At 71.0% G+C, this 25050-nt stretch carries 20 protein-coding genes; 6 read left to right on the plus strand and 14 right to left on the minus strand.

Annotation, left to right across the window (positions count from 1 at the left end; translation table 11 throughout):
* Positions 1-64: 64 nt before the first annotated feature.
* Together HHX35_RS30520 and HHX35_RS30525 are read left to right on the plus strand one after the other, a co-directional pair.
* Positions 65-2005 carry a histidine kinase gene (locus tag HHX35_RS30520; protein ID WP_182902104.1) on the plus strand — a complete coding sequence of 647 codons (1941 nt, stop codon included), beginning with the start codon at positions 65-67 and terminating at the stop codon, positions 2003-2005.
* On the plus strand, positions 2002-2643 hold the full coding sequence (locus tag HHX35_RS30525) for a response regulator transcription factor (RefSeq protein WP_182902105.1): 642 nt from the start codon (positions 2002-2004) through the stop codon (positions 2641-2643). The genes HHX35_RS30520 and HHX35_RS30525 overlap by 4 nt, the downstream gene beginning before the upstream one ends.
* A 261-nt stretch (positions 2644-2904) precedes the next feature.
* On the opposite strand, the gene HHX35_RS30530 is transcribed toward HHX35_RS30525, so the two are convergent.
* Entirely contained in the window at positions 2905-3330 is a 426-nt protein-coding gene (locus HHX35_RS30530) for a DUF2690 domain-containing protein (RefSeq protein WP_182902106.1), read from the minus strand.
* Positions 3331-3478: 148 nt separating this feature from the next.
* Complete coding sequence (locus tag HHX35_RS30535; protein WP_182902107.1) at positions 3479-6835, minus strand: CHAP domain-containing protein; 3357 nt, start codon at positions 6833-6835, stop codon at positions 3479-3481.
* 140 nt (positions 6836-6975) lie between these two features.
* Between HHX35_RS30535 and HHX35_RS30540 the strand changes: the two genes are divergently transcribed.
* The gene (locus HHX35_RS30540; RefSeq protein WP_182902108.1) at positions 6976-7917 is read left to right on the plus strand and encodes a helix-turn-helix domain-containing protein; all 942 of its coding nucleotides are present in this window, start codon (positions 6976-6978) and stop codon (positions 7915-7917) included.
* A gap of 147 nt (positions 7918-8064) precedes the next feature.
* Here the strand turns inward: HHX35_RS30540 and HHX35_RS30545 are convergent, their stop codons facing one another.
* The 10 genes from HHX35_RS30545 to HHX35_RS30590 form a co-directional block, all read right to left on the minus strand.
* Positions 8065-8412: an RNA polymerase-binding protein RbpA gene (locus HHX35_RS30545; protein WP_079319880.1), complete on the minus strand. Its 348-nt coding sequence runs from the start codon at positions 8410-8412 to the stop codon at positions 8065-8067.
* A 75-nt stretch (positions 8413-8487) separates the two neighbouring features.
* Positions 8488-8718 carry a preprotein translocase subunit SecG gene (gene secG, locus HHX35_RS30550; protein ID WP_030507323.1) on the minus strand — a complete coding sequence of 77 codons (231 nt, stop codon included), beginning with the start codon at positions 8716-8718 and terminating at the stop codon, positions 8488-8490.
* A 124-nt stretch (positions 8719-8842) separates the two neighbouring features.
* Entirely contained in the window at positions 8843-9622 is a 780-nt protein-coding gene (gene tpiA, locus HHX35_RS30555) for a triose-phosphate isomerase (RefSeq protein ID WP_182902109.1), read from the minus strand.
* Complete coding sequence (locus HHX35_RS30560) at positions 9623-10810, minus strand: phosphoglycerate kinase (protein ID WP_142559503.1); 1188 nt, start codon at positions 10808-10810, stop codon at positions 9623-9625.
* Positions 10810-11814, minus strand: a complete 1005-nt coding sequence (gene gap / locus HHX35_RS30565) for a type I glyceraldehyde-3-phosphate dehydrogenase (RefSeq protein WP_142559504.1) — start codon at positions 11812-11814, stop codon at positions 10810-10812. Before gap ends, HHX35_RS30560 begins: the two co-directional genes overlap by 1 nt.
* Positions 11815-12111: 297 nt before the next feature.
* Complete coding sequence (whiA, locus tag HHX35_RS30570) at positions 12112-13092, minus strand: DNA-binding protein WhiA (RefSeq protein WP_182902110.1); 981 nt, start codon at positions 13090-13092, stop codon at positions 12112-12114.
* Between the two features lie 63 nt (positions 13093-13155).
* Positions 13156-14115, minus strand: coding sequence for a uridine diphosphate-N-acetylglucosamine-binding protein YvcK (gene yvcK, locus HHX35_RS30575; protein WP_182902168.1), 960 nt, complete (start codon positions 14113-14115; stop codon positions 13156-13158).
* Between the two features lie 222 nt (positions 14116-14337).
* Positions 14338-15207, minus strand: coding sequence for an RNase adapter RapZ (gene rapZ, locus HHX35_RS30580; protein WP_079319418.1), 870 nt, complete (start codon positions 15205-15207; stop codon positions 14338-14340).
* Positions 15208-15462: 255 nt separating this feature from the next.
* Positions 15463-17514: an excinuclease ABC subunit UvrC gene (gene uvrC / locus HHX35_RS30585; protein ID WP_182902111.1), complete on the minus strand. Its 2052-nt coding sequence runs from the start codon at positions 17512-17514 to the stop codon at positions 15463-15465.
* Between the two features lie 141 nt (positions 17515-17655).
* Complete coding sequence (locus HHX35_RS30590) at positions 17656-18828, minus strand: NAD(P)/FAD-dependent oxidoreductase (protein ID WP_182902112.1); 1173 nt, start codon at positions 18826-18828, stop codon at positions 17656-17658.
* A gap of 54 nt (positions 18829-18882) precedes the next feature.
* Between HHX35_RS30590 and HHX35_RS30595 the strand changes: the two genes are divergently transcribed.
* Complete coding sequence (locus tag HHX35_RS30595; RefSeq protein WP_182902113.1) at positions 18883-19575, plus strand: TetR/AcrR family transcriptional regulator; 693 nt, start codon at positions 18883-18885, stop codon at positions 19573-19575.
* A 186-nt stretch (positions 19576-19761) separates the two neighbouring features.
* On the opposite strand, the gene HHX35_RS30600 is transcribed toward HHX35_RS30595, so the two are convergent.
* Positions 19762-20193 carry a Rieske (2Fe-2S) protein gene (locus HHX35_RS30600; RefSeq protein WP_182902114.1) on the minus strand — a complete coding sequence of 144 codons (432 nt, stop codon included), beginning with the start codon at positions 20191-20193 and terminating at the stop codon, positions 19762-19764.
* 165 nt (positions 20194-20358) lie between these two features.
* The gene (gene uvrA / locus HHX35_RS30605; protein ID WP_182902115.1) at positions 20359-23199 is read right to left on the minus strand and encodes an excinuclease ABC subunit UvrA; all 2841 of its coding nucleotides are present in this window, start codon (positions 23197-23199) and stop codon (positions 20359-20361) included.
* Between the two features lie 273 nt (positions 23200-23472).
* On the opposite strand from uvrA, the gene HHX35_RS30610 reads away from it, so the two are divergent.
* Entirely contained in the window at positions 23473-24288 is an 816-nt protein-coding gene (locus HHX35_RS30610; protein WP_182902116.1) for a maleylpyruvate isomerase family mycothiol-dependent enzyme, read from the plus strand.
* On the plus strand, positions 24285-24929 hold the full coding sequence (locus HHX35_RS30615; protein ID WP_182902117.1) for an MBL fold metallo-hydrolase: 645 nt from the start codon (positions 24285-24287) through the stop codon (positions 24927-24929). Before HHX35_RS30610 ends, HHX35_RS30615 begins: the two co-directional genes overlap by 4 nt.
* The last annotated feature ends 121 nt before the right edge of the window (positions 24930-25050 follow it).

The raw sequence follows: 25050 nt of genomic DNA on the forward strand, positions 1-25050 counted from the left end.
TGTGAGCCGGGAGTCCGCCCGTGGTGGGACGACACGGCACGGACAAGGGCCTAATCTTCGGGCGATGGACCGGCTCTTCCCGTTATCCCGATGGGGTACGGCCGTCGGCGGCGATCTGCTGCTCGCGGCCGCGCTCGCGCTGGTCATGGCCGCGGCGGCCGCCCTGGACGGGCCGGCGACCCTCAGCGGCCGGGTCGGCGCGGTGATCGCCGCGGGCGGGCTGCTGGTCCTCGCTCACCGGCGCCGCCGTCCCGCGACGGCGGTCGCCGTCGTGATCGTGGTCACCGTGACCGAGGTCGTCGCCTCCCCGCAGGCCAGCACGGCTCCGGCCTTTCTCGCCATCATGGTCGCCACGTACTCGCTCGGCGCGTTCGCGTCGACCTGGCCGCTCGTCGCGGGCCTGGCGCTGGCCACGGCCGGGGTGGCGACCGCCCAGTGTCTGGGGCCCTCGCAGGGGTATTCGCGCGCCTCCGCCGACCTGTTCCTGGTGGCGTCGCTGGTGCTGGCTCCGGGGGTCGTCGGCGGCGTCGTGGGCGCGCGCGACCGGCTCGGGCGGCGGCTGGACGCGGGGACAGAACGGCTGCGGGCAGCGCGACACGAGCGGATCGCGGAGGAGCTCGCACGCGAACGGCGGCGGGTCTTCGCCGCCCTGGAGGTTCTGCTCGGCGGCCTGGACGAGACCAGGCGGCATGCGGCGGTCGCCGGGCTGGCGGACGTCACCGCTCTGGAACGGATCGCCCGCGACCTGCTGACCCGGATGCGTACCCTGGTCGGGGAGCTGCGGGCGCCGAGCCCCGGCGACAGGCGGCCGGTCCGCGAGGTCGCGGAGCTGCGGACGCAGGTGCGGGAGGCGCTCGCCGCCGCGAACCTGCCCGACACGAACTGGAGCGGGCTGCGCCCCGCCGGCAGGTGGACCCTGGCCGTCTCGGGATGGCGGGACGCGGCGCCGGCGGGCGTCGCGGCCCCACTGGCGTGGGCCGGGCGGCATCCCTTGACCTGTGCCGTGATCTGCCTGGCCGTCACGCCGGCGTACACGGCGGCGACCGCGAGCCCCGATCCCTTCGACGGTCTCGTGCCCTGCGGGGTCCTCGTCGTGTCGCCGTTCATACTCGGTGTGGCCTGCCCGATCCGCCGGGCGCTGGCCGGGCTCGCGCTCTGCCTGCTCGGCTGCGCGGCCGTAGGCCTGGCCAATCCCGCCGCGATGATCACGGCGCCGGAGGCGACCGGAGCCGTCGCGGTGATCGTGGGGTGCTGGGCGGCGGGTCGCGTGCTGCGCGGCGGCGCCGAGGCGCTGGCCGCGCGGGCGCGGGCCACCATCGCCGCCGCCGAGGAGAACCGGAGCAGGGCGGCCGCCGCGCTGGACGAACAGCGCGCCCGCCTCGCCCGGGACCTCCACGACGCCGCAGGGCACATGATGACCGTCATCGTCCTGCAGGCGGCCGCCGCGCGGCGGGTCTGGGAAAGCCGGCCCGGTCTGGCCGGCGAGCACGTGGCCGTGTTGCGCCGGACGCTCGCGGAGGCGCTCGGCGAGTTGCGCCCGCTCCTGCTCTCACTCTCACTCGCCGACGTCCCCGCCGCGATCGGGCTCGCCGGCCTGTCCACGCTCGCGGACAGAGCGCGCGCCTGCGGCCTGCGGGTGGCCCTGGATGTGAACCCGGGCGCGAGCGCGGGGGTGGAGACCTTCGCGGACCTCGGTCGAGCGCCGCTGCCGCGTGCGGTGGACACGGCCGCCTACCGGATCGTCCAGGAAGCGCTGACCAACGCGGCCCGGCACGCTCCCGGCGCGTTCGTGCGCGTCAGGATCACGCGCACGAAGCAGACCCTGGCGATCGACGTGAGCAACACCCCGCCCGCCGACCGGCCGGCGCTGTCCACCTCCGCCGGGCACGGCCTCAGCGGCATGGCCGAACGGAGCGCCGCCTGCGGCGGCACGTTCGCGGCCGGCCTCCGGCCCGGCGGCGGCTTCGGCGTTCGTGCCGTGTTCCCCCTGGAGGAAGTAGCGTGATCCGCGTCCTGCTCGCCGACGACCAGCCCTTGGTGCTGACCGGGCTGCGCACCATTCTGTCGGCAGAACCTGACATCGACGTCGCCGGCCAGGCGCGGGACGGTCACGAGGCCGTCGCGCTCGCCCGCGACCTGCGACCGGACGTCGTGCTGATGGACATCCGCATGCCGGGGCTCGACGGGCTCGCCGCCGCACGCCAGATCCTCGCCACCATGCCGAACGTCCACGTGATCATGCTGACCACGTTCGACCTGGACGAGTACGTCTACGAGGCGCTGCGCGCGGGAGCCGGCGGCTTCCTCGTCAAAGACCTTCCGGACGAGCAACTCGTGGCGGGCGTGCGCACGGTGGTCCGCGGGGACACCCTGCTCGCTCCGTCGGTCACGCGCCGGTTGATCGAGGCGTACACGCGGCGTCCTCCGGCTCAGGCCGCCCTGCCTCCGGGCGCCGACAGGCTGACACCGCGAGAGGCCGAGGTCTGGAGGCTGGTGGCCCGGGGGCTGTCGAACACCGAGATCGCCGCCGAACTGTTCGTCGGCGAGGCCACCGTGAAGACACATGTCTCCCGGATCATGGCCAAGCTCGGGGCGCGCGACCGGATCCAGGCGGTGGTGCTGGCCTACGAATGCGGCCTGTGACGCGCTCCCCACGGGTGCCCGCTCCCCCGCAGAGTGCACCGTCCCGTGGAACGGCACGGTCGGGCCGGCGCCGGCGCCGGCGGCCCACGCGCCGCCCGGGGCGGCATGTCGGTCCCACCGGCCGACATGCCGCCCCGCCGCCTCGTCCTCGCCTGGAACAGCGCCGGCGGGAACCCGCTCATCCGCTCCGCGGGCACGTCCGCTTCACCCCCGGCCTGGTAGGCCGGAGCACTGCGGACGAGTGCGGTAGCACCGGGAGGTTCAGTACCAGTTGGTGCAGGTCCAGGTCGACTGGTCCTGGGGATAGGCCGCGGGTCTGATGCAGGCTCGGACCCAGTAGCTGAAGCCGATCATCAGCGTGTAGGGGCCACCCCCGTTCGTGTAGCTCAGGACGGGAGGACCGCCCTTGCTGTTGGCGCCCTGGATGCTGAAGTCCCACCGGGAGTCGCTCCTGGCCCATACGGCGTTGCACTGTGCCGAGTGCCGCAGCTCCACCGCCGGTCCGCCCCCACTGGGCTGGACGCTGGTGGTGGTCCAAGCGTCGTCGCACTGCATCGTGGACGGGTTCTTCCCGGTGCAGCCACTGTCATAGCAGCCCGCCGCGAAAGCCGGGCTGGGTGGCACCGCGAACAGCGGCAGCCCGATGACCAGGGCCGCGAGGAGACTGCGTTTCTTGCTGATCTTCACGTGCTTCACCACTTTCTTGTTGCAGGGATCTACGGGATGCCGTTGGACCGGCTCTGGTCCTTGGCACAGTTCATGGCCGGCGAACAGGCGGCACCGTGCTCAGGGCCGCGGTGATTCCTCTGACTGAGTGACCCCCAGGGGTGAGGGATCACGGACACCCTTCGGTGGTGAGGCGGACCGCGTCGGCCGCCGTGAAGGTCCCGGTGGGGCCGGTGTCGTCGAGTGTGATCCGCGCACCGCCCCCGCCGTCGGTCGTGACCACGCCCAGGAACGTCCAGCCTGTGGTGTTCGCCTGGTTGATCAAGGAGGTGAAAGCCGGCGAGGTCGCCGAGCCCGGGTAGCCCTGGTAGTGCGCGGCGGTGTTGTTGGCGTAGTTGTCGGGGATGAAGGCGCAGGCCGAGTAGGCGGTGTTGCGGGCCGCACCGGTGAAGGTCCAGGTGGCCGTGGAGACCGCGGTGGACCCGTGGGTGTTGGTCCACTTCTCGTATCCGAGCAGGCCGTGGCCGAAGCGGTTGTACCACTCGTCGTGCAGGGTGAACTGCGTCAGGGGCGAGCCCGGCCCCTGGGTCAGTGTGGAATAGGTGGAACCCTGGAGTGACGCCGGACATCCGACCCGCACGAACGACATCGTGTCCGCGGCCACGAAGGCGTCGTTCTTGAGCGGGCTCTGGTCGGTCAGCACGACCGTGAGCGCGCCCTTGCTGGTCGCCCGGTAGGTGCCCAGCCCGGCGAACGCGTTGGTGTAGGCGTTCTCGTCGATGGTGACCGTGGGTTTCGCGCCGCTCGCCGACTCGATCGTGTACACCGCCTGGTAGCTGTTGGAATGGTCGTCGGGGACGTACGCGAAGATCTCGTAACAGGCGTCAGGCGTCACCTGAACGCTCCAGGTGGCGGAGGAGTCGGCGGCCGGGCCGTTGGTGAAGGTGTAGTACGAGTTGCCGAGCTGGCCGCGGTCCGCGTCCGCGTACCAGCCGTTGACCGTGCCCGTCGTGGAGGTGCCCGACAGGGTCAGGCCGTTGCCGTAGTAGGCGGTCGCCGACGACCGCACCAGGCCTTCGCAGTCGGCCTGGCGGATGTAGCGCATCGCGTCGGCGGCGACCTGGCCGTTCCCGGCGCCCTGGTCGGTGAGGGTCACCGGCAGCGTCCCGTCGTCGCGTGCCTTGAAGACGCCGAGTTCCACCCACTGGTTGGTGGCCTTGTTCTCGTCGACGGGCACCTCGCTCTGGCCGAAGCCCTTGTCGATGACGATGTACTGCGCGGCGGCGTTGTTGGACCAGTGATCCGGCACGAACGCGTCCACCCGGTAGCAGGTGTCGGCCGACAGCGACGGCGACCACGAGGCGGTCGAGTCGGCCGGTACCTTGTGGGTGTTGGTCCACAGCATCGCGCCGATCTCGCCGTGTCCCGGGTCCTGGTACCAGCCGTGGGTCGTGCCGGGGTAGTCCGAGCCGGTCAGCAGTGCCGGGCCGAGCACGACCAGGCCCGGCGGCTGGGACGGGTAGGTCGCCTTGACCACGCCGGCGTTCGCCGGCTCGGGCGGCGAGGCGGCACCGTCCTTGGGGCCGTCCGCGACGTGGATGAAAGCGCCCGGCCACGGGATGGGGAAGGGCGACAGGTTGAAGCTGTCATCGCTGTAGCCGAGGCCGTACTTGAGGTGGACCACCGAATACTGGCCGTTGGCCCGCATGTTGTAGGACTCGATGGTGACCGAGCCGTCCGGGTAGACGTCGGTGACGTAGCCGACATGCCCGGTGGTGCTGCTGGGAATGCCGTGCTCGGCGTCCGGCGGGTTGTGGTCCTGCGGGTCGGGCACCGCGTTGGGCCACCACGCGATCGAGCCGGGTGACGGCGCGTCGTCCACGCGATAGCCGAGCGCGGAGAACTTGGCGGCCCACACGTCGGCGTTGCCGTATTTTCCGTTGTTCGGACCCCAGGTGAACTGGTCGACGGGGCTTATCGACGCGTTGCCCGGCGTCCATCCGGGGGCCGGCACGGACTGCGGGTGCTGCGCGGCCGAGCCGGCGAGGTTCTCGTACACCTTCCACGCGGCGAACGAGTCGCACTGGCCGTAGAACTCGTTCCACGCGTCGGTGCCCTCGTCGATGTGCTCGAACTGGCCGAGCGTCTCGTACGGGTAGTCGTCGCCGGCGTGGGCGGCGTGCCCCACGGTCCAGTGGGAGTGCGGCGGCACGAGCAGGGCGGCGATCTGCGCCAGGCTGTGCGGGGCCTGGCGGGGCGAGTCCAGCCGCACGTCGCCGAAGTCGGCGGTGGTGTCGCAGTGCGCCGTGCAGACGAACGCCTTGGTGTAGGTGGCCGGGTTGGCCGGGTCGGGCAGCGTGCCGTCATTGAGGTAGAACGGCGCGTGGGTGCAGGTGCCGCTGAGCCCGTTGCCCGCTTCGCCTGCCGGGCCGCCCGGGATCTGCTGGCAGGTGCCGGTCTCGTGCTCGTATTCGGTCGCCAGGTCGGCGACGTGGAGTTGCTGCGCGGTGTCGACGGCCCATTCCTCGACCGCGCCGTACAGGACCTTGTAGTCGGCGTGCATGGCCAGCGAGCTGAGCGCGTTGACCACGCCGTCGGCGTCGGGATACTTCACCGCATCGAGGTGGTCCGCGAGACAGGAGAGCGTACGACCGAGCGAGAACTCCTCGGCCACGTCTCCGGGGCCACAACTCAACGACTGGTAGGTGCCGCCGTAGAACTGCCCGGACGGCACCGAGGATCCGATGAGCGCCCAGAACGTGCCGTCGCGTCCCTGCGGCTTCTCGAACTGAGCCTGGCCCAATCTGTTCATGAAGTCGCTGCCGGGGGTCAGGTCGGCGACCTGCTGCGTGCCGTACCCCGACCACCAGACGGCTTGCTGGGCGACGCCGCCGAACCCGCCGTGCGGCGTGGCCACCGTGACCGCGCGCGAGACCAGCAGCGGCGCGGGCGGGAAGTGGGCGAGCGAGGGATTGGAGCCGCCGATCGCGGCGCGAGTGATCATTCCGCCCATGCTGTGCGCGACAATCTCGACCGGGATGCCGTTCTTCGTGTAGGTGTCGTAGATGTACCAGGCGAACCTGCAGCCCAGTCGCATCAGGCCCTCGCCGGTGGTCCCGTAGCCGAGCGAGTTCGGCCAGTACCCGTCGCAGCCGGCCGCGTCGGAGGACTGCCAGCCATCGGTCTTGTTGAGGTTGACGTCGCAGCCGCGCTCGTCGTCGTTCAGGTAGTAGCCGACCGTGGTCATGTCGTCTCTGGACCAGCCCCCATAGTCGCGCAGGTAGTCCAGGGTCGTGGTGTCGTGCTGCTGCGTGGTCGTGTGGTCGTGGCCGTTGGACGTATAGGTGTAACTGCCGGCGTGGTCGAAGGCGTACCCGCAACTGTCGGTGTAGCCGTGAATCAACAGCAGGTGCGGGGCGGCCGTGGTCGCGGCCGCCGCCCTCGTGGCGGCGACGGCGGGACGCGACGGGTGGATCACCCAGATCACCGCGCACAGCAGCGCCAGGGTTGCGAGGGTTCTCTTCACGGAGGCTCCGGGGCTGGGGACCGCTGGATGGGCACTAAGCGGGGTGTATCAGGGGGTTTGCCGCCGCAAAAGAGATCGTGAACAATGGTGGACAATCGCGCTCAAGGCCCAGATCCAGCACCTTCGACCTGGAGAAAGGCATGGCCGGACGTAAACGATCCGCGCTCGGCGGCACCGGATTATCCGCGGAGCTTGCGCGCAGGCTCAGAGCGCTGCGCGACGGCAGCGGGTTGACGCTGCGCCAGCTCGCCGCCAAGTCGGGGTTCTCCCACAGCGCGCTCTCGCTGGCCGAGAGCGGGCGCGTGGTGCCCTCCTGGGAATTGGTCCAAGCGTTCGTGCAGGCGTGCGGGGACAGCCCGCGGGCGTGGCGGCAGCTCTGGGAGATCGCCCGCGCCGAGTCGGAACCAGCCGAAGCCCCGCCCGTCCTCTCCTCTGGCAGCCCGGCCGCCGCCCCCCAAGGGTCGCCCGCCGCGACCGAGGCTCTTGCCACCGTGGGCCTGGCTACCGCTTCAGCCGGGCCACCGGCCGGCGAGCCTCCCGCCGCCGCCTCGGCCGTCCCCGCGCCGCACAGGCGGCGGCCGCCCGGGCCCGTGCTGGTGGCGGCCGTCGCCGCTGTCGTCGTCGCCGTCTCAGCGGTTACCGCCTGGGTTGTCACCGCCGGACGCGCCACCAACGCCGGCACCGGCATCGCCGCCGCCCCGCTGCCCAGTCCAGCCCCCGCCAAGGACGGCACCGATCCGTACGACGACGGCTGCAAGGCGGATCACAAGCAGCTCGACTGGCAGCCCGTAACCCGCAAGGACGGCAGCGCGTTCGGCACCATCCTGCTGATGTACTCGCCCGCCTGCCGGGCCGCCTGGGGCTACCTCCAGGGGCCCAACCGTGCGAGCTGGACCACGCACATCGTCGCTCACCGCATGCCCGGCGACGTGAGCGCGCCCTCCCAGTTCAAGGGCGACGCCGACCCGGGGTCGTGGGGCAACGTCCTGTCCACCAACCCCGGCTGTGTCTTCGTCGAGGCGTACGTGGTGGACGGCGCCGGCGAGGGGCCGCACGCCCGCACCGCCTGCATCCAGCCATAGTCTCCGGCGCCGGTGCGGCCGGACGACCACCGGCGTGGCGAGGAAGCCGCGCCCGGGGAGAAATCCCCCGGACGCCACAAAGCCCCCGATCCGGGCGGGGTCGGGGGCCTGTGTCGTACCGGAATCAGCGGCGGAGCCGCGTCACCTCTAGTAGATCGGGCGGGAGGAGGAGCGCAGCCGCTCCAGCGCCTCGGCGAGGATCTGCGCGCCGTCCTTGTCGCTACGGCGCTCCTTCACGTACGCGAGGTGCGTCTTGTACGGCTCGTTCTTCGGCGGAGCAGGCGGGTTCGACTGGTCCTGCCCGGCCGGCAGCCCGCACCGCGGGCAGTCCCAGAACTCGGGGACGGCCGCGTCACTGGCGAAGCTCGGGCGCGTCTCGTGCATGTTCGCGCACCAGAACGAGACCCGCACACGGGGGGCGGCCTCGCCGCGTTCGGCCTCTCCCATGGGGCCGGCGCCGACTCGGCTGCCACGGATCGCGTTGCCACTACCCACCGATGAACTCCTTGCTCGATCGCCCCGCGGACGGGGGGAGGTGAATCTCTGTCACGCGTGGCCGGAGGCCGTCCGCTACGGCTTGAGCAGGAAGCCCAGCGCGATGATGCAGACGAACCAGACGATGCCGGTGATGATGGTGAGACGGTCCAGGTTACGCTCCACCACCGACGAACCGCCGAAGGAGGACGAGAACCCGCCTCCGAACAGGTCGGACAGGCCGCCGCCCTTGCCCTTGTGGAGCAGGACGAGCAGCACCATCAGAGCGCTCGACAGGATGAGGGCGATGGAGATTCCGATTGTCACCGTAGACCTGTTCCTATGTCCGGGCGTGCACGACGCGTTGTGCACGATGCCATCGGCGTGACGATTCAATTGTGTTCTTTGAGGGTACGACCTGGTGTCAAGTCGCACCCCCCAAACGGCTCAGCTAGCCGGCGGTCTCGCCAAATCGGCAGATCTTGGCGAATTCTCCCGCGTCGAGGCTGGCCCCTCCCACGAGGGCGCCGTCGATGTCGGTCTCCGCCATGATGCCGGCGACGTTGTCCGACTTCACCGAGCCACCGTAAAGGATACGGACAACAGAGGCCACATCATCACCGTAAAGCTCGGCGAGTCGCGTCCTGATGGCGCCGCACACCTCCTGGGCGTCCTTCGGCGTGGCGACCTCGCCGGTGCCGATCGCCCAAACCGGCTCGTACGCGATCACGATGGACTTCGCCTGATCGGCGGGCACGCCCTCCAGCGCACCGTCGAGCTGCGCCAGCGTGTGCTCGACGTGGCGGCCCTCCTGGCGCACCGGCAGCCCCTCGCCCACGCACAGGATGGGCGTCAGCGAGTGCCGGTAGGCGGCCTTGACCTTGGCGTTGCACAGCGCCTCGTCCTCGCCGTGGTACTGCCGCCGCTCCGAGTGCCCCACCAGCACGTACGTGCAGCCGAGCTTGCCCAGCATGACCCCGGAGATCTCCCCGGTGTACGCCCCGGAGTCCTGCGCCGACAGGTCCTGGGCGCCGTAGGCGATGCGGAGCTTGTCGGCGTCCACGAGCGTCTGCACGCTGCGCAGGTCGGTGAACGGCGGGATGACCGCGACGTCCGCCTTGTCGTAGTCGCGGTCGGTCAACGTGAACGCCAGCTTCTGCACCAGGTTGATGGCCTCGAGGTGGTTGAGGTTCATCTTCCAGTTGCCGGCGAACAGCGGCTTGCGGGCCATCTACTCCTCCAGCGCCGCGAGTCCGGGCAGCGTCTTGCCTTCGAGATACTCGAGGCTCGCGCCGCCACCGGTGGAAATGTGCGAGAAGCCGTCCTCGGGCAGGCCGAGCCTGCGCACGGCCGCCGCCGAGTCGCCGCCGCCGACCACGGTGAACGCCTTGGAGTTCACCAGCGCCTCGGCCACCGCGCGGGTGCCGCCGGAGAACGCGTCGAACTCGAACACGCCCATCGGGCCGTTCCAGAACACGGTCTGGGCGTCGGCCAGCTTCGAGGCGAACAGCTCCCGGGTGCGGGGGCCGATGTCGAGGCCCTCGCGGTCGGCCGGGATCGCGGTGGCGTCCACGACGTCGTGCGGCGCGTCGGCGCCGAACTCCGTGGCGGCCAGCACGTCCACCGGCAGCACCAGCTCGACCCCGCGGGAGGCCGCCTCGTCGAGGAAGCCCTTGACCTGGTCGATCTGGTCTTCCTGCAGCAGCGACTTGCCCACCTCGTGGCCCTGGGCCTTCAGGAACGTGTAGGCCATGCCGCCGCCGATGAGCAGGCGGTCCACCTTGGACAGCAGGTTCGCGATCACGCCGAGCTTGTCGGAGACCTTCGCGCCGCCCAGCACGACGACGTACGGCCTGGCCGGGTCCTCGGTGAGCTTGCGCAGCACCTCGACCTCGGCGAGGACCAGGTCGCCCGCGGCGTGCGGCAGCCGCTTGGGCAGGTCGTAGACGCTGGCGTGCTTGCGGTGCACCGCGCCGAAGCCGTCGCCGACGTAAAGCTCGGCGAGGGCGGCCAGCTTGCCGGCGAACTCGCCCCTGACGGCGTCGTCCTTGGACTCCTCGCCCGGCTCGAAGCGCAGGTTCTCCAGGAGGGCGACCTGCCCGTCCTGCAGGCCCGCCACCACGCTCTGCGCGGACTCGCCGACCACGTCGGTGGCGAACGCCACGTCCTCGCCGAGCAGCTCGGCCAGCCGCCGGGAGACCGGGGCGAGCGAGTACTTCGGCGTGACGGAGCCCTTGGGGCGGCCGAGGTGGGCGGCGACGACGACCTTCGCGCCGCGCTCGATCAGCTTCTTGATCGTCGGCACCGACGCCCGGATGCGACCGTCGTCGGTGATCGTCTCCCCGTCGAGGGGGACGTTGAGGTCGGCGCGCACGAACACGCGCCGGCCCTTCACGTCGAGCTCGTCGATTCCGATCATCAGAGGGAGGCGCCCACGTACTCGATGAGGTCCACGAGACGGTTGGAGTAGCCCCACTCGTTGTCGTACCAGCCGACGACCTTCACCTGGTTGCCGATGACCTTGGTGAGGCCGGCGTCGAAGATGCAGGACGACGGGTCGGTGACGATGTCGCTGGAGACGATCTCGTCCTCGGTGTAGCTGAGGTAGCCCTTGAGCGCGCCCTCGGCGGCGGCCTTCAGCGCGGCGTTGACCTCCTCGACGGTGGTCTCGCGGCCGACCTCGACCGTGAGGTCGGTGGCCGAGCCCGTCGGGATCGGCACGCGCAGCGCGTAGCCGTCGAGCTTGCCCTTCAGCTCCGGCAGGACCAGGCCGATGGCCTTGGCGGCGCCGGTGGAGGTCGGGACGATGTTCAGCGCGGCGGCGCGGGCGCGGCGCAGGTCCTTGTGCGGGCCGTCCTGCAGGTTCTGGTCCTGCGTGTAGGCGTGGATGGTGGTCATCAGGCCCTTCTCGATACCGAAGGTGTCGTTGATGACCTTGGCCATCGGGGCCAGGCAGTTGGTGGTGCAGGAGGCGTTGGAGATGATCGTGTGAGCGGCCGGGTCGTACTTCTCGTGGTTCACGCCCATGACGATCGTCACGTCTTCGTTCTTCGCCGGGGCGGAGATGATGACCTTCTTCGCGCCGTTGTCGGCGTGCACCTTGGCCTTGGTGGCGTCGGTGAACAGACCGGTCGACTCGACGACGACGTCCACGCCGAGGTCGCCCCAGGGCAGCTTGGCGGGGTCGCGCTCGGCGAACGCCTTGATCGCCTTGCCGTCAACGGTGATCTCGTCCGCCGAGGCCTTGACCTCGTACGGCAGGCGGCCCAGGATGCTGTCGTACTTCAGCAGGTGGGCCAGCGTGGCGTTGTCGGTGAGGTCGTTGACGGCGACGACCTCGATGTCCTTGCCGCTGGCCGCCACAGCGCGCCAGAAGTTGCGGCCGATACGGCCGAAGCCGTTGACGCCTACGCGGATGCTCACGGATCCGATCTCCCTCGTACGTCGTGCGCCGGGTACCGGCGCCAGGGCTGTGTTAAACCTCAATGACAGACCTTATCGGACCCAAATTGGTGTAGACCACCGGGCCACGCTTTGACGGCGTGTCAGGCCGGACGAGCCGGTGAGCGGGCCCTTCCCGCACGACGGCGACCCCGCCACACGCGTTCCACCGGGCCCTCGCCCAGGCGCCGGCCGCCGCGCCGCCGGGCGGCAGGAGAGTGGCGCGGCGCGCACGCCGCCCCCGGTGCGCCGGGCCGGGACGGAGCCGGGAAGGCGCCGCTACTGCACGAGCATGTCCGCGGTGAGGTTCGCCTCGGTGTTGGCGATGCCGAGATCCTGGGCGCGCTTGTCGGCCATCGCGAGCAGCCGCCGGATGCGCCCGGCGATGGCGTCCTTGGTCAGCGGCGGGTCGGCGATCTGGCCGAGTTCCTCCAGGGACGCCTGCTTGTGCTCGACCCGCAGCCGGCCGGCGATCACCAGGTGCTCGGGGGCGTCGTCGCCGAGGATCTCCAGCGCCCGCTGCACCCTCGCGCCGGCGGCGACGGCCGCCCTGGCCGACCTGCGCAGGTTGGCGTCGTCGAAGTTGGCCAGGCGGTTGGCGGTGGCCCGCACCTCGCGGCGCATCCGCCGCTCCTCCCAGGCCAGCACGCTGTCGTGGGCGCCGAGCCGGGTCAGCAGCGCGCTGATCGCGTCGCCGTCGCGCACGACCACGCGGTCGACGCCGCGCACCTCGCGCGCCTTGGCGTGGATCCTGAGCCGCCGGGCCGAGCCGACCAGGGCCAGCGCCGCCTCCGGCCCGGGGCAGGTCACCTCCAGCGACATCGACCGGCCGGGCTCGGTGAGCGAGCCGTGCGCGAGGAACGCGCCCCGCCAGGCCGCCTCGGCGTCGCAGGTGGCCCCGGAGACGACCTGCCGTGGCAGCCCGCGCACGGGACGCCCGTGGTTGTCGATCAGGCCGGTCTGCCGGGCAAGCGCCTCGCCGTCCTTGTAGACGCGCACGACGTAGCGCGAGCCCTTGCGCAGCCCGGCGGGGGCCAGGACCAGCACCTCGGCCTTGTGGCCGAAGACCTCGCCGATGTCCTTGATCAGCCTGCGGGCTGTGGCGTTGGTGTCGAGCTCGGCCTCGATCACGATGCGCCCGCCCACCAGGTGCAGCCCGCTGGCGAACCGCAGCAGCGTCGAGACCTCCGCCTTGCGGCAGCAGGGCTTGAGCACCGGAAGGCGGCTCAGCTCGTCTTTCACCACACCCGTCATGGCCATCAGCTCGTGTCCTCCCCCAGACAGACTCTGCCCGTCAGTCTCTCGCACCTGGCGGACACGCATTCACCGCTTCTCACGGAAAATCTCATCCAGGACAGCGGCAAGACGTGGTCCGTCGTGCCGCGCAGATCCGTCAGAGGCGGCCACATCGGCCAAAACGACCCGGCCGCCCATCGACCAGGCCGCCTTCTCCAGCGCCCTCGGGTCGGCGACCACACCGCCGTCGGCGATCACCGCGTCGACGACCAGTGCGGGGGCGTGCTCACTGAGCACCTCCAGGTGCCGTTCCGGCGAGAAGCCGTCGGTCTCCCCCGCCTGCGGCGCGAGGTTGAGGATCACCAGCCGCCTCGCGCTCGTCTCGTGCAGCGCCCGGGCGAGTCCGGGCACCTTCAGGTGCGGCAGCACGCTGGTGAACCAGGAGCCCGGCCCGAACACCACCCAGTCGGCCGCCTCGATCGCCTCGATCGCCTGGGGGCAGGCGGGCGGGTCGGACGGCACCAGCGAGATGGAGCGCACCCGCCCGGGCGTCAGCGCGCAGGCGACCTGCCCGCGCACCGTCGTGACCGTCCCGTCCAGCTCGACCTCCGCCTGGATGTCGAGCGGCACGGAGGCCATGGGCAGCACCCGGCCGTGCGCGCCGAGCAGCCGGCCCACCCATTCCAGGCCCACGACGGGGTCCTCCAGCAGCTCCCAGAGCGCGACGATGAGGAGGTTTCCGACGGCGTGGCCGTGCAGTTCGCCCTCGCTTCTGAAACGGTGCTGGACGACTTCGCTCCAGGTCTGGCCCCACTCGTCGTCGCCGCACAGGGCCGCGAGCGCCATCCGCAGGTCACCGGGCGGGAGAACCCCCAGCTCGCGCCTGAGACGCCCACTGGAGCCGCCGTCGTCGGCCACCGTCACCACGGCCGTCAGGTCGTCCGTGACGGTCCTGAGGGCCGACAGGGAGGCGTACAGGCCGTGGCCGCCGCCGAGCGCGACGACCTTGGGACCGCTCGCGGCGGTGGCGGGGTGCGGGGAAAGCATCGGTCTGCCGGGGGTGGGGGACTTCCGGGGATGATCGGGGACGGAGGGGTCCGCGGGTTTTTCCGGGGCGGGGTCCTTCATCGTCCTCCTCGCCTCGCCACGAGCACCGCTCTGCGGAGCCGTGGCGCTCATGTCGTGCCGATCGGCCCGGCCCCGGCGCCTGCCGGGGCTCGCCGTACGAGGTTCCGCCCGCGGGCCCGCCGGCGGACCGGGCGGGGACCGTCACTCGCGGCCCGTGTCCCGGTGGCTGACCTGGACGTCCATCCCGCGCTCGCGCAGGCGGGCGCCGAGTTGCTCGGCCATCGCGACGCTGCGGTGCTTGCCTCCGGTGCAGCCCACGGCGAGGGTCGCGTAGCCCTTGCCCTCGCGCGTGTATCCGGCGGCCACGACGCCGAAGACCTCCTCGTAGCCGTCGAGGAACTCCTTGGCACCGGGCTGGCTGAGCACGTAGTCGCGCACGGGGGCGTCGAGCCCGTTCATGGGCCGCAGTTCCGGCACCCAGTGGGGGTTGGGCAGGAACCGGCAGTCCACGACGAGGTCGGCGTCGACCGGCAGGCCGTACTTGTAGCCGAAGGACACCACGTTCACCTTCAGCCCCGGGCGGTCCTCCCCGCCGAAGAACGACACGATCTTCTTACGGAGCTCGTGGACGTTCAGCAGGGACGTGTCGATGACGAGGTCGGCGTTGGCGCGGACCTCGCGCAGGATGCCGCGCTCGCGATCGATCCCGTCGACGAGCCGCCCGTCACCCTGGAGGGGGTGGGGACGCCGGACGTTCTCGAACCTGCGGACCAGTTCCTCGTCGCTCGCCTCCAGGAACACCACTCGGACGCCGACGCCGCGCCCGTCGAGTTCCTCGATCGCCGCGTTCAGGTCGGTGGTGAAGGCGAGGCTGCGCACGTCGACCACGGCCGCGACGCGGTCGGTCGCCATGTTCACCCGGCCCGCCTCCTCGGCGAGCGAGGACAGCAGCCCCGGCGGCAGATTGTCGATCACGAACCAGCCGAGGTCCTCCAGAGCCTTCGCGGCGGTGCTGCGCCCCGCCCCCGACATTCCGGTGATCACCACGAATGCCGGCTCAGTCGTGCTCATCGCCCGCTCACCGCCTTGCCGCCCATGTCAGCTCGCCCAACGTCAGCCCCGTCCACCGCCCACGCCGGGATGGCCGGCCCGCCCGCAGGGGACCGGGCCCCCTCCCCGCGGGAGGGACCTCTGGTGCCGGAGCATGACACCTCTTCACCTGATCACGCCACCGCCACGCCGGGCGACCCCGACGGCGCCCTCCCCGCTGCCCCTGCCTGCTGCCCTGCCCGGGACGGGACATGCCGAGGTGCTCGCGCGAGCACCTCACGACCCCTGCCCCGCCGGGGACGGACTCTCACCGCGCAGCGCCGCGACGATGGCCTCGGCGGTCGCACGGCCGATGCCGGGGACCTCGCGGATCTCCTCCGCGCTCGCCTCCCGCAGCCGCTTCACCGAGCCGAAGTGCCGCAGCAGGGCCTGACGGCGTGCCGGGCCCAGACCCGGCACGTGGTCGAGCGCGCTCTCCTTGAGCGATTTCGACCTCTTCGTCCGATGGTAGGTGATGGCGAACCTGTGCGCTTCGTCGCGGACGCGCTGTAACAGATAGAGGCCCTCGCTGCTGCGCGGCAGGATCACCGGCTGGTCGTCGCCGGGCAGCCAGACCTCCTCCAGCCGCTTGGCCAGCCCGCACACCGCGATGTCGTCGATCCCGAGCTCGTCCAGGGCGCGCTGGGCCGCCGCCGCCTGAGCCGGGCCGCCGTCCACCACCACGAGGTTGGGCGGGTAGGCGAACTTGCGGGGACGGCCGGTCTCCGGGTCGATCGGCGTCGCGGCGCCGCCGCGCTCGGCCGCTCCGTACCCGTCCGCGTCGTACCCTGCTCCCTCCTCCGCCGCCCCGTCGTGCGCCGCCCCGTCGTGCGCCGCCCCGTCGTGCGCCGCCCCGTCGTGCGCCGCCGCGTCCTCCGTCTCCGCGTCCAGCTCGCCCGTCGCCGCCCGCTCCTCCAGATAACGCTTGAACCGCCGGCAGATGACCTCGTATATCGAGGCGACGTCGCCTTCCGCGGTCCTGATGGAGAAACGGCGGTACTCGCTCTTGCGGGCCAGGCCGTCCTCGAAGACCACCATCGAGGCCACGACGTTCTCGCCCTGGATGTGCGACACGTCGTAGCACTCGATCCGCAGCGGCGCCTGGTCCAGGTCGAGAGCGTCCGCGATCTCCTGCAGGGCCCGGCTGCGCGTGGTCAGGTCGCTCGCGCGGCGCAGCTTGTGCTGGGCGAGCGACTCCTTGGCGTTGCGCTCCACGGTCTCCATGAGGCTCTTCTTGTCGCCGCGCTGGGGAACGCGCAGGTCGACGCGGGAACCCCGCTGCTCGCTCAGCAGCTCGATCAGTGCGGCCTCGTCCGGGGGCCGCGCCGGCACCAGGATCTCGCGGGGAATCGTCGCCTCGCCGTACATCTGGAGCAGGAACTGCTCCACCAGCTCGCCGGGGCCGGCCTCCTCGACCTTGTCGACCACCCAGCCGCGCTGCCCGCGGATCCTGCCGCCGCGCACGTAGAAGACCTGGACCGCCGCCTCGAGCGGGTCCTCGGCGAGGGCGATCACGTCGCAGTCGGTGTCGTCGCCGAGCACGACCGTCTGCTTCTCGAGGGCCCGTTGCAGCGCCTGGATGTCGTCGCGCAGCCGCGCGGCCCGCTCGTACTCCTCCACGGCCGCCGCCTCGCGCATCTCGCGCTCCAGCCGCTTGATGAAGCGGCCGGTGTTGCCGGCCATGAAGTCGCAGAAGTCCTCGGCGAGGTCGCGATGCTCATCGGGGGTGACCCGGCCGACGCAGGGCGCGGAGCACTTGTCGATGTATCCCAGCAGGCAAGGTCGCCCGATCTGGCCCGCCCGCTTGAAGACCCCCGCCGAGCACGTCCGCACGGGGAAGACGCGCAGCAGCAGGTCGACGGTCTCCCGGATGGCCCAGGCGTGCGAGTAGGGGCCGAAGTAGCGGGTGCCCTTCCGCTTGGCCCCGCGCATCACCTGCACCCGGGGGAAGTCCTCCCCCATCGTCACGGCCAGGTACGGGTACGACTTGTCGTCGCGGTACTTGACGTTGAACCGGGGGTCGAACTCCTTGATCCAGGAGTATTCGAGCTGGAGCGCCTCGACCTCGGTGCCGACCACCGTCCAGTCCACGGACGCCGCGGTCGTCAGCATGGTCTGCGTCCGCGGGTGCAGGCCGGCGAAGTCCGCGAAGTACGAGTTGAGCCGCTGCCGCAGGCTCTTCGCCTTGCCCACGTAGATCACCCGGCCGCCCGGGTCGCGGAAGCGGTAGACGCCTGGCGACTCAGGAATCGATCCGGGCGCCGGTCGATAAGTTGCCGGATCCGCCACACCCAAAGACTACTGGCCCCCACCGACATTCCCGTCGCCCTCGCGGATGGCGGAACGCGACCCGGCCTTTACGCTGTAGATCGCCGTGCCGCGCCGCACCGTGGAGCCGTGGCCGGTTGCCGGTGCTCTCGCGCTTGACGGTCAGGATGGCTGGACTTCGTCGAAGAGGGCGAGGGCTTCGGTGGGGTCCGGGCTCACGAGGCGTTCCAGACCGGCCGTCGTCATCTTCGCCCACCTGCCGGCCCGTGCCCCCATCTGCTCCTCGAAAGCGCGGACGGCCTCGTCCAGATCGTCGGGGCCGGGGGCGGCGGCGACCGACTCGGCGAGTTCGGCGCCTTCCAGCATCGCGAGGTTCGCGCCCACCCCCAACGGGGGCATCAGGTGGGCGGCATCGCCCAGCAGCGTCACCCCGGGGACGTGGGTCCAGGTGTGGGGCGCGGGCAGCACGTAGAGGGGGCGGTGGACGAAAGCGGTGCCGCGGCGGAGGAGGTCGAGGACGGGAGCGGCCCAGCCGTCGAACAGAGCCAGCAAACTTGATCGCACGGCATCGACGTCGGCCAGGTCCAGGCCTGCGTCCAGGCCCGCATGCCGGTTCAGGCCCATATGCCGCTCCAGGTTCGTGTGCCAGTCCAGTGGCGCGCGGAACTGGGCGTACACCTTGACGTGGCCGCCGCTGTTGCGCTGGGCGACGAGATTGCGGTTCACGCCGAACACAGCCATGGCACCGTCGCCGATCAGCCGGGCGAGGTCGGGGTGGCGGGTGTCGACGTCGTCCAGGGAGGTCTCGACCGAGGTGACGCCGGTGTAGTGCGGCGTCGCGGACGAGACCGCCGGGCGGACCCGGGACCAGGCGCCGTCCGCGCCGACCACAAGGTCGAACGTCTCCTGTCGCCCGTCCGCGAAACGGACCAGCACCCCATCCCGGGTCCCCGGCACCACCTCCGTCACGCCCCGCCCCCACTGAACGTCCAGGGGGCCGAGCAGCAGGTCACGCAGTTGCCCGCGGTCGATCTCCGGATTGGCCCGGTCATCCGGGCGCGGTTGCCAGTCGCGGAGGACGGTCCCGTCCGGGTCCAGGATGCGCATGGCCTGCCCCTCGGGGCGGGACAGCGCCTGGAACTCCGCCAGCAGCCCCGCCTTGTCCAGCGCGAGCTGGCCCAGCTTTTCGTGCAGGTCCAGCGTGCCACCCGGGGGACGGGCGTCGGGGGCGGGATCGCGTTCGAGGACGGTGACGGGGTGATCGTGGCGGTGCAGGACGCGGGCGAAGGTAAGGCCGGCGGGGCCGCCCCCGATCACGGCGATACGTTGTCTCATGTCTATACACTGTATTGGCATGAGACGATGTATCGCAAACAGTACGATGCATGCATGACTGTGTGGGACCGGCCGGAGCCGCCGACTCGCCCCGTGCCGCTCGATCGGGAGCGAATCGTTGCCGCCGCCATCGCGCTGGCCGATGAGGGCGGGCTGGAGGCGGTGTCGTTGCGCAAGGTCGCCGCCCGGCTGGATGTCGGCCCGATGCGGCTGTACGGATACATCTCCATCAAGGAGGAGTTGTTCGACCTCATGGTGGACGAGGTCTACGCCGAGATTCTCTCCGAGGAGCAGCCCGCTGACTGGCGGGAGGTGCTACGCATCCTCGCCCACCGCACCAGGCAGGCCGCCCTCCGTCACGAATGGCTGGCCGACCTGCTCGGCGGCCGTCCGGCCCTGGGCCCGAACGCCCTCGCCGTGACCGAGACCACGCTGGCCGCCTTCGACGGCCTCGCCGACCTCGAGACCGTCATGCGCGCTGTGGAGACGATCAGCGCCTACTTCACCGGCGCGATCAGGCGCGAGATCGCGAACCTGCGGGCCGAGCGCGCCACGGGCCTGTCCGAGCGCGACTGGCAGCGCGCCTCCGGACCGTATGTGATGAGGATGCTGGCGACGGGCCGCTTCCCGGCGCTGGCCAAGGTCGTGCACGACGGCACGGAGGTGGACGCTGAGGCGTCCTTCGCGACCGGCCTGGACTGGGTCCTCGACGCCGTGGCCGCCAAACTCGCCCGGCCGCCGGCGTGACGTTCAATCGCTTGGGATGCCGTGGGCGGCCGCCCGCCATCGCGCACGCTTCCGCGCGATGACGGGCGGCGGTGTCTCCTGGCACACTCAGGCGAGGTCTCTTGGCGCCCGCAGGCGACGGAGTGCTCGCCGGCCTGCGGGCATCGGGCACCGAGCCGGCTCGAGAACCGGACCCGGTAGCCCCCGTCAGGCGAGGGTGATGCTGTCGCCGCTCACCGTGATCTTCTTCTCGGCGAGCGGCTTGGCCGCCGGGCCGTTGGTCACGGAGCCGTCCTTGGCGCTGAACTTGCTGCCGTGGCACGGGCAGACGATCTCGTTGTTCGAGACGCTCGCGACCGGGCAGCCCTGGTGGGTGCACTTCGCGCTGAACGCCTTGAACTCGCCGGCCGCCGGCTGCGTGACGACGACGTCCTGGTCCTTGAAGACCTTGCCGCCGCCTTCGGGGATGTCGGAGGTCTTCGCGAGCTCGCCTCCGCCCTGTGCCGCCTGGGACTGGCCGTCCTGGTCCGCCGACGCCGTCATGTCGTCCCCGTCGGAGGCACCGCACGCGCTCAGCGCCACGGCCAGCCCGGCGCCTCCGGCGCCGAAGATCACGGCCCGGCGTGTCGTATCCGTCATGCTCATCCTTCCCTGATGCGGCGGCCCGGGACGTCCACGGCCCCGGGTCCTTCCCCTGCGCGACGCGTCACCCTGTGTGTCCTCAGGTACGGCCATCACCCCGTGGCCGGTTCAGAGTGACGCGGTCGGAAGGAGAACAGTAGGGAGAAATCATGAGACGAATACTCATACGCCCAAGATCTTGCGCAGGAACGCGCCAGTGTGGCTCTCCTCGACCCGCGAGACCTCCTCGGGCGTGCCGGCGACGATGACCCTGCCGCCTCCGGACCCGCCCTCGGGCCCCATGTCCACGATCCAGTCGGCGGTCTTGATGACGTCGAGGTTGTGCTCGATCACGATCACCGTGTTGCCGGCGTCCACGAGCCGGTTGAGCACGCCGAGAAGCCGCCTGATGTCCTCGAAGTGCAGGCCGGTGGTGGGCTCGTCAAGCACGTACACGGTGCGGCCGGTCGAGCGCCGCTGCAGCTCGGAGGCGAGCTTCACCCGCTGCGCCTCGCCGCCGGACAGCGTGGTCGCGGGCTGGCCCAGCCGTACGTAACCGAGACCGACGTCGTTGAGGGTCTGCAGGTGACGGCGGATGGCGGGAATCGCCTCGAAGAACTCCAGCGCCTCCTCGATCGGCATGTCGAGGACCTCGGCGATCGTCTTGCCCTTGTAGTGGACCTCCAGCGTCTCCCGGTTGTATCGGGCGCCGTGGCAGACCTCACAGGGGACGTAGACGTCCGGCAGGAAGTTCATCTCGATCTTGATGGTGCCGTCGCCGGAGCACGCCTCGCAGCGCCCGCCCTTGACGTTGAAGCTGAACCGGCCCTGCAGGTAACCGCGGACCTTCGCCTCGGTCGTGGCCGCGAACAGCTTGCGCACATGGTCGAAGACGCCGGTGTACGTCGCCGGGTTGGACCTCGGCGTACGGCCGATGGGCGACTGGTCGACGTGGACGACCTTGTCCACCAGGTCGGTGCCGACAACCCGGGAGTGGCGTCCGGGCACGGTCTTCGCGCCGTTCAGCTCCTTGGCCAGCGCGGCGTACAGGATGTCGTTGACCAGCGTCGACTTGCCGGACCCCGAGACACCGGTGACCGCCGTGAAGACGCCGAGCGGGAACTCGACGTCCACCCCCTTCAGGTTGTGCTCACGGGCGCCCTTCACGACGAGCTGCCGCTTCTTGTCCCGCGGACGCCGGATCTCCGGCGCGGTGATCGCCTTGCGTCCCGACAGGTACGCGCCGGTCAGCGACTCCTCGCTGGCGAGCAGGTCCTGCACGGTGCCGGACACGACGACCTGGCCGCCGTGCTCGCCCGCGCCGGGGCCGATGTCGACCACCCAGTCGGCGGCGGCGATCGTGTCCTCGTCGTGCTCGACCACGATCAGCGTGTTGCCCATGTCGCGCAGCCGGATCAGTGTCTCCAGCAGGCGCTGGTTGTCCCGCTGGTGCAGGCCGATGGACGGCTCGTCCAGCACGTACAGCACGCCGACCAGGCCGGAGCCGATCTGGGTGGCCAGCCGGATCCGCTGCGCCTCGCCGCCCGCCAGGGTGCCGGCGGCGCGGTCGAGGGTGAGGTAGTCGAGACCGACGTCGAGCAGGAAGCCCAGCCGGGCGTTGATCTCCTTGACCACCCGCTCGGCGATGTGCATGTCCCGCTCGGACAGTCTCAGGCCGGACAGGAACTTGGCGCAGTCGGCGATCGACATGCCCGAGACCTCGGCGATCGAGGCCTCCCCGACGGTCACGGCCAGCGAGACCGGCTTCAGACGGCGGCCCTTGCAGGCCGGGCAGGGCACCTCGCGCATGAAGCCCTCGAACCGCTCCCTGCTGGCGTCGCTCTCCGACTCGGCGTGCCGGCGCTGGACCCAGGGGATCACGCCCTCGAACTCGGTGTAGTAGGACCGCTGCCTGCCGTACCGGTTGCTGTAGCGGATGTGGACCTGCTCGTCGTGGCCGTGCAGGATCGCCTTCTGCGCCTTCTTCGGCAGCCGCTCCCAGGGGGTGTCGAGGTCGAAGCCGAGCGCGTTGCCCAGCGCCTCCAGCAGCCGCACGAAGTAGTCGCTGGTGTGGCCGTTCGCCCACGGGCTGATCGCACCGTCGCCCAGCGTGCGCTCGGGGTCGGGCACAAGGAGGTCGGGGTCGACCTCCATCCGGGTGCCGAGGCCGGTGCACTCGGGGCAGGCGCCGAAGGGCGAGTTGAACGAGAACGACCGGGGCTCCAGCTCCTCGAACGACAGGTCGTCGTAGGGGCAGTAGAGGTGCTCGGAGTAGAAGCGCTCACGGTTGGGGTCGTCGTCGGGAAGGTCGACGAAGTCGAGGGTGATCGTGCCGCCGGACAGCTGCAGCGCCGTCTCCACCGAGTCGGTGAGCCTGCGCCGCGCGCTCTCCTTCACCGACAGCCGGTCGACGATCACCTCGATGTCGTGCTTCTCGTACTTCTTGAGGGTGGGCGGCTCCTCCAGTCGCACGATCGTGCCGTCCACGCGGGCGCGGGCGTAGCCCTTGGTCTGCAGCTCGCGGAACAGCTCGGCGTACTCGCCCTTGCGGCCGCGGATGATCGGGGCGAGGACCTGGAAGCGGGTGCCCTCCTCCAGTTCGAGCACACGGTCCACGATCTGCTGCGGCGTCTGGCGGGCGATCGGGCGCTCGCACTGCGGGCAGTGCGGCTTGCCGATGCGCGCCCAGAGCAGACGCAGGTAGTCGTAGACCTCGGTGATCGTGCCGACGGTCGAACGGGGGTTGCGGCTGGTGGACTTCTGGTCGATGGAGACGGCCGGGGAAAGGCCCTCGATGAAGTCCACGTCGGGCTTGTCCATCTGACCCAGGAACTGCCGGGCGTACGCGGACAGGGACTCCACGTATCGCCGCTGTCCCTCGGCGAAGATCGTGTCGAAGGCCAGGCTGGACTTGCCGGAGCCCGAGAGCCCGGTGAAGACGATCAGAGCGTCTCGCGGGAGGTCGAGCGAGACGTCCTTCAGGTTGTGTTCGCGTGCGCCACGCACGATCAGGCGGTCAGCCACGGTGGTCCCGATAGGTCGATGAGGTGAATGGAGGTGCACGGGCAGGCTATCCAGAGCCACCGACAATTTCGGGGGGGCATCGTCCGGCGGCCGGAGGGGGCGGCCCCGCGTGCTTCCGTGGGACACGCTCCGTGAACCAGGGTATGAGCTTCGTCAAACCCGCGCCCGGCATCCGCGCGAAACCCCTGCTCATACAACCGCCGGGGGCGCCGTCCTCTTCCCTCGCGGTCACGGGGACGGCGGCCGGGGAGTCCAGGGTCCATGATTCTGTCCATGTCCGTCATCGACGAGATCGAACGGGAGCTGACCGAGGCGACCGAGCGGCTGCTGGCGACCGCCGCCCGCCTCACCGACGAGGATCTCCGCGCGCCGTCCCTGCTGCCCGGGTGGACGAGGGGACACGTGCTCGCACATATCGCCCGCAACGCCGACAGCTATGTCAACCTGCTGGCCTGGGCACGCACGGGGGTGCGCACCCCGCAGTACGCGTCGGCGCGGGCCCGCGAGGCCGGCATCGAGGCGGGCGCCGGCCGCCCGGCCGGTGAACAGCTCGCCGACCTGCGCGACAGCGCGGAGCGGTTCGCCGCGGCGGTCGGGCAGATGCCCGCCGAGGCGTGGACCGCGCCGGTCTCGGGGATGAACCCGCCCGACCACCCCGCCTGGTACGTCCCGATCCGCCGGCTCAGGGAGGTCGAGGTGCACCACGCCGACCTCGGGGCAGGCTACGGATGGGCCGACTGGCCCGAGACGTACGTGAGGCGAGAGCTGTACGACACGATGCTCTGGCTCGGCGACGAGAGCCCGGTGGGCGAGGTCGTCGCCCTCGACCCGGGCACCGGCGAGGTCCTGAGGACGTGGACCGGCCTCGGCGACGGCCCGGCCGTGGAGGGCACGCCGCGCGAGCTGCTCGCCTGGCTCGCGGGCAGGACCGACGGCAGGGGCCTGCGACTCGCTTCACCTCAGGGGCACCTCCAGCAGGCCGGGAGGCCGCCGTCCCCGCCGCCCTGGCCGAAGCCGTCCCCGGCGGGGCTGCCCGCCGAGCCACCGTCGTCCTGGCCGCCGCCGGGAACCAGAGAGGAACGATCATGACCTACACCGGAAACGTCACCAAGGGCGGACCCGCCGACGTACGCGAGGTCCCCGGGCTGACGATCTCGAAGATCGAGGTCGGCGACTTCGGCAACAACGCCTATCTGCTCCGGTGCGCGGAGACCGGCGACGGGCTGCTGATCGACGCGGCGGCCGAGCCCGACCGGCTCCTCGACCTCATCGGCGACATGCCGATCAGCTCGATCGTGACCACCCACCGGCACCGCGACCACTGGGGGGCCCTGAAGGAAGTCGCCCGCGCCACCGGCGCGCAGACCGTCGCCCACCCCCTCGACGCCCCCGAGCTGCCGGTGAAGATCACCCGGGAGGTCGGGCACGGCGACCGGGTGACGGTCGGCGTGGTGACGCTGGACGTCATCCACCTGCGCGGCCACACCCCCGGCTCGATCGCGCTGCTCTATCAGGACCGCCACCTGTTCACCGGCGACTCCCTGTTCCCCGGCGGCGTCGGCAACACCCAGAAGGACCCGGCGCGGTTCGAGCAGCTGTTCACGGACGTGGTGGAGCGGATCTTCGATCGCCTTTCCGACGAGACGTGGGTCTACCCCGGCCACGGCAGGGACACCACGCTCGGCGCCGAGCGGCCGCATCTGCCCGAGTGGAAGGCCCGCGGCTGGTGACGTGACACACGCCAGGACGGCCGGCGTCCCGCAGCGGACCGCCGGCCTCGTCCCGGCGCCTCCGGTCCGATCGAGCCTGGGCCGCGTGATCCGTGCGGCGTGAGCCGGACCACCCGATCCG

The organism is Microbispora sp. H10830, from assembly GCF_014161375.1.
GTDB lineage: Bacteria > Actinomycetota > Actinomycetes > Streptosporangiales > Streptosporangiaceae > Microbispora > Microbispora catharanthi.

What these genes read in the sequence shown, in the direction of transcription:
- HHX35_RS30520 (WP_182902104.1), top strand. Translation starts at nt 65, where the DNA reads ATGGACCGGCTCTTCCCGTTATCCCGATGGGGTACGGCCGTCGGCGGC.
- HHX35_RS30540 (WP_182902108.1), top strand. Translation starts at nt 6,976, where the DNA reads ATGGCCGGACGTAAACGATCCGCGCTCGGCGGCACCGGATTATCCGCG.
- tpiA (WP_182902109.1), bottom strand. Translation starts at nt 9,622, where the DNA reads ATGGCCCGCAAGCCGCTGTTCGCCGGCAACTGGAAGATGAACCTCAAC.
- HHX35_RS30560 (WP_142559503.1), bottom strand. Translation starts at nt 10,810, where the DNA reads ATGATCGGAATCGACGAGCTCGACGTGAAGGGCCGGCGCGTGTTCGTG.
- whiA (WP_182902110.1), bottom strand. Translation starts at nt 13,092, where the DNA reads ATGGCCATGACGGGTGTGGTGAAAGACGAGCTGAGCCGCCTTCCGGTG.
- yvcK (WP_182902168.1), bottom strand. Translation starts at nt 14,115, where the DNA reads ATGCTTTCCCCGCACCCCGCCACCGCCGCGAGCGGTCCCAAGGTCGTC.
- rapZ (WP_079319418.1), bottom strand. Translation starts at nt 15,207, where the DNA reads ATGAGCACGACTGAGCCGGCATTCGTGGTGATCACCGGAATGTCGGGG.
- HHX35_RS30590 (WP_182902112.1), bottom strand. Translation starts at nt 18,828, where the DNA reads ATGAGACAACGTATCGCCGTGATCGGGGGCGGCCCCGCCGGCCTTACC.
- HHX35_RS30595 (WP_182902113.1), top strand. Translation starts at nt 18,883, where the DNA reads ATGACTGTGTGGGACCGGCCGGAGCCGCCGACTCGCCCCGTGCCGCTC.
- HHX35_RS30600 (WP_182902114.1), bottom strand. Translation starts at nt 20,193, where the DNA reads ATGACGGATACGACACGCCGGGCCGTGATCTTCGGCGCCGGAGGCGCC.
- HHX35_RS30610 (WP_182902116.1), top strand. Translation starts at nt 23,473, where the DNA reads ATGTCCGTCATCGACGAGATCGAACGGGAGCTGACCGAGGCGACCGAG.
- HHX35_RS30615 (WP_182902117.1), top strand. Translation starts at nt 24,285, where the DNA reads ATGACCTACACCGGAAACGTCACCAAGGGCGGACCCGCCGACGTACGC.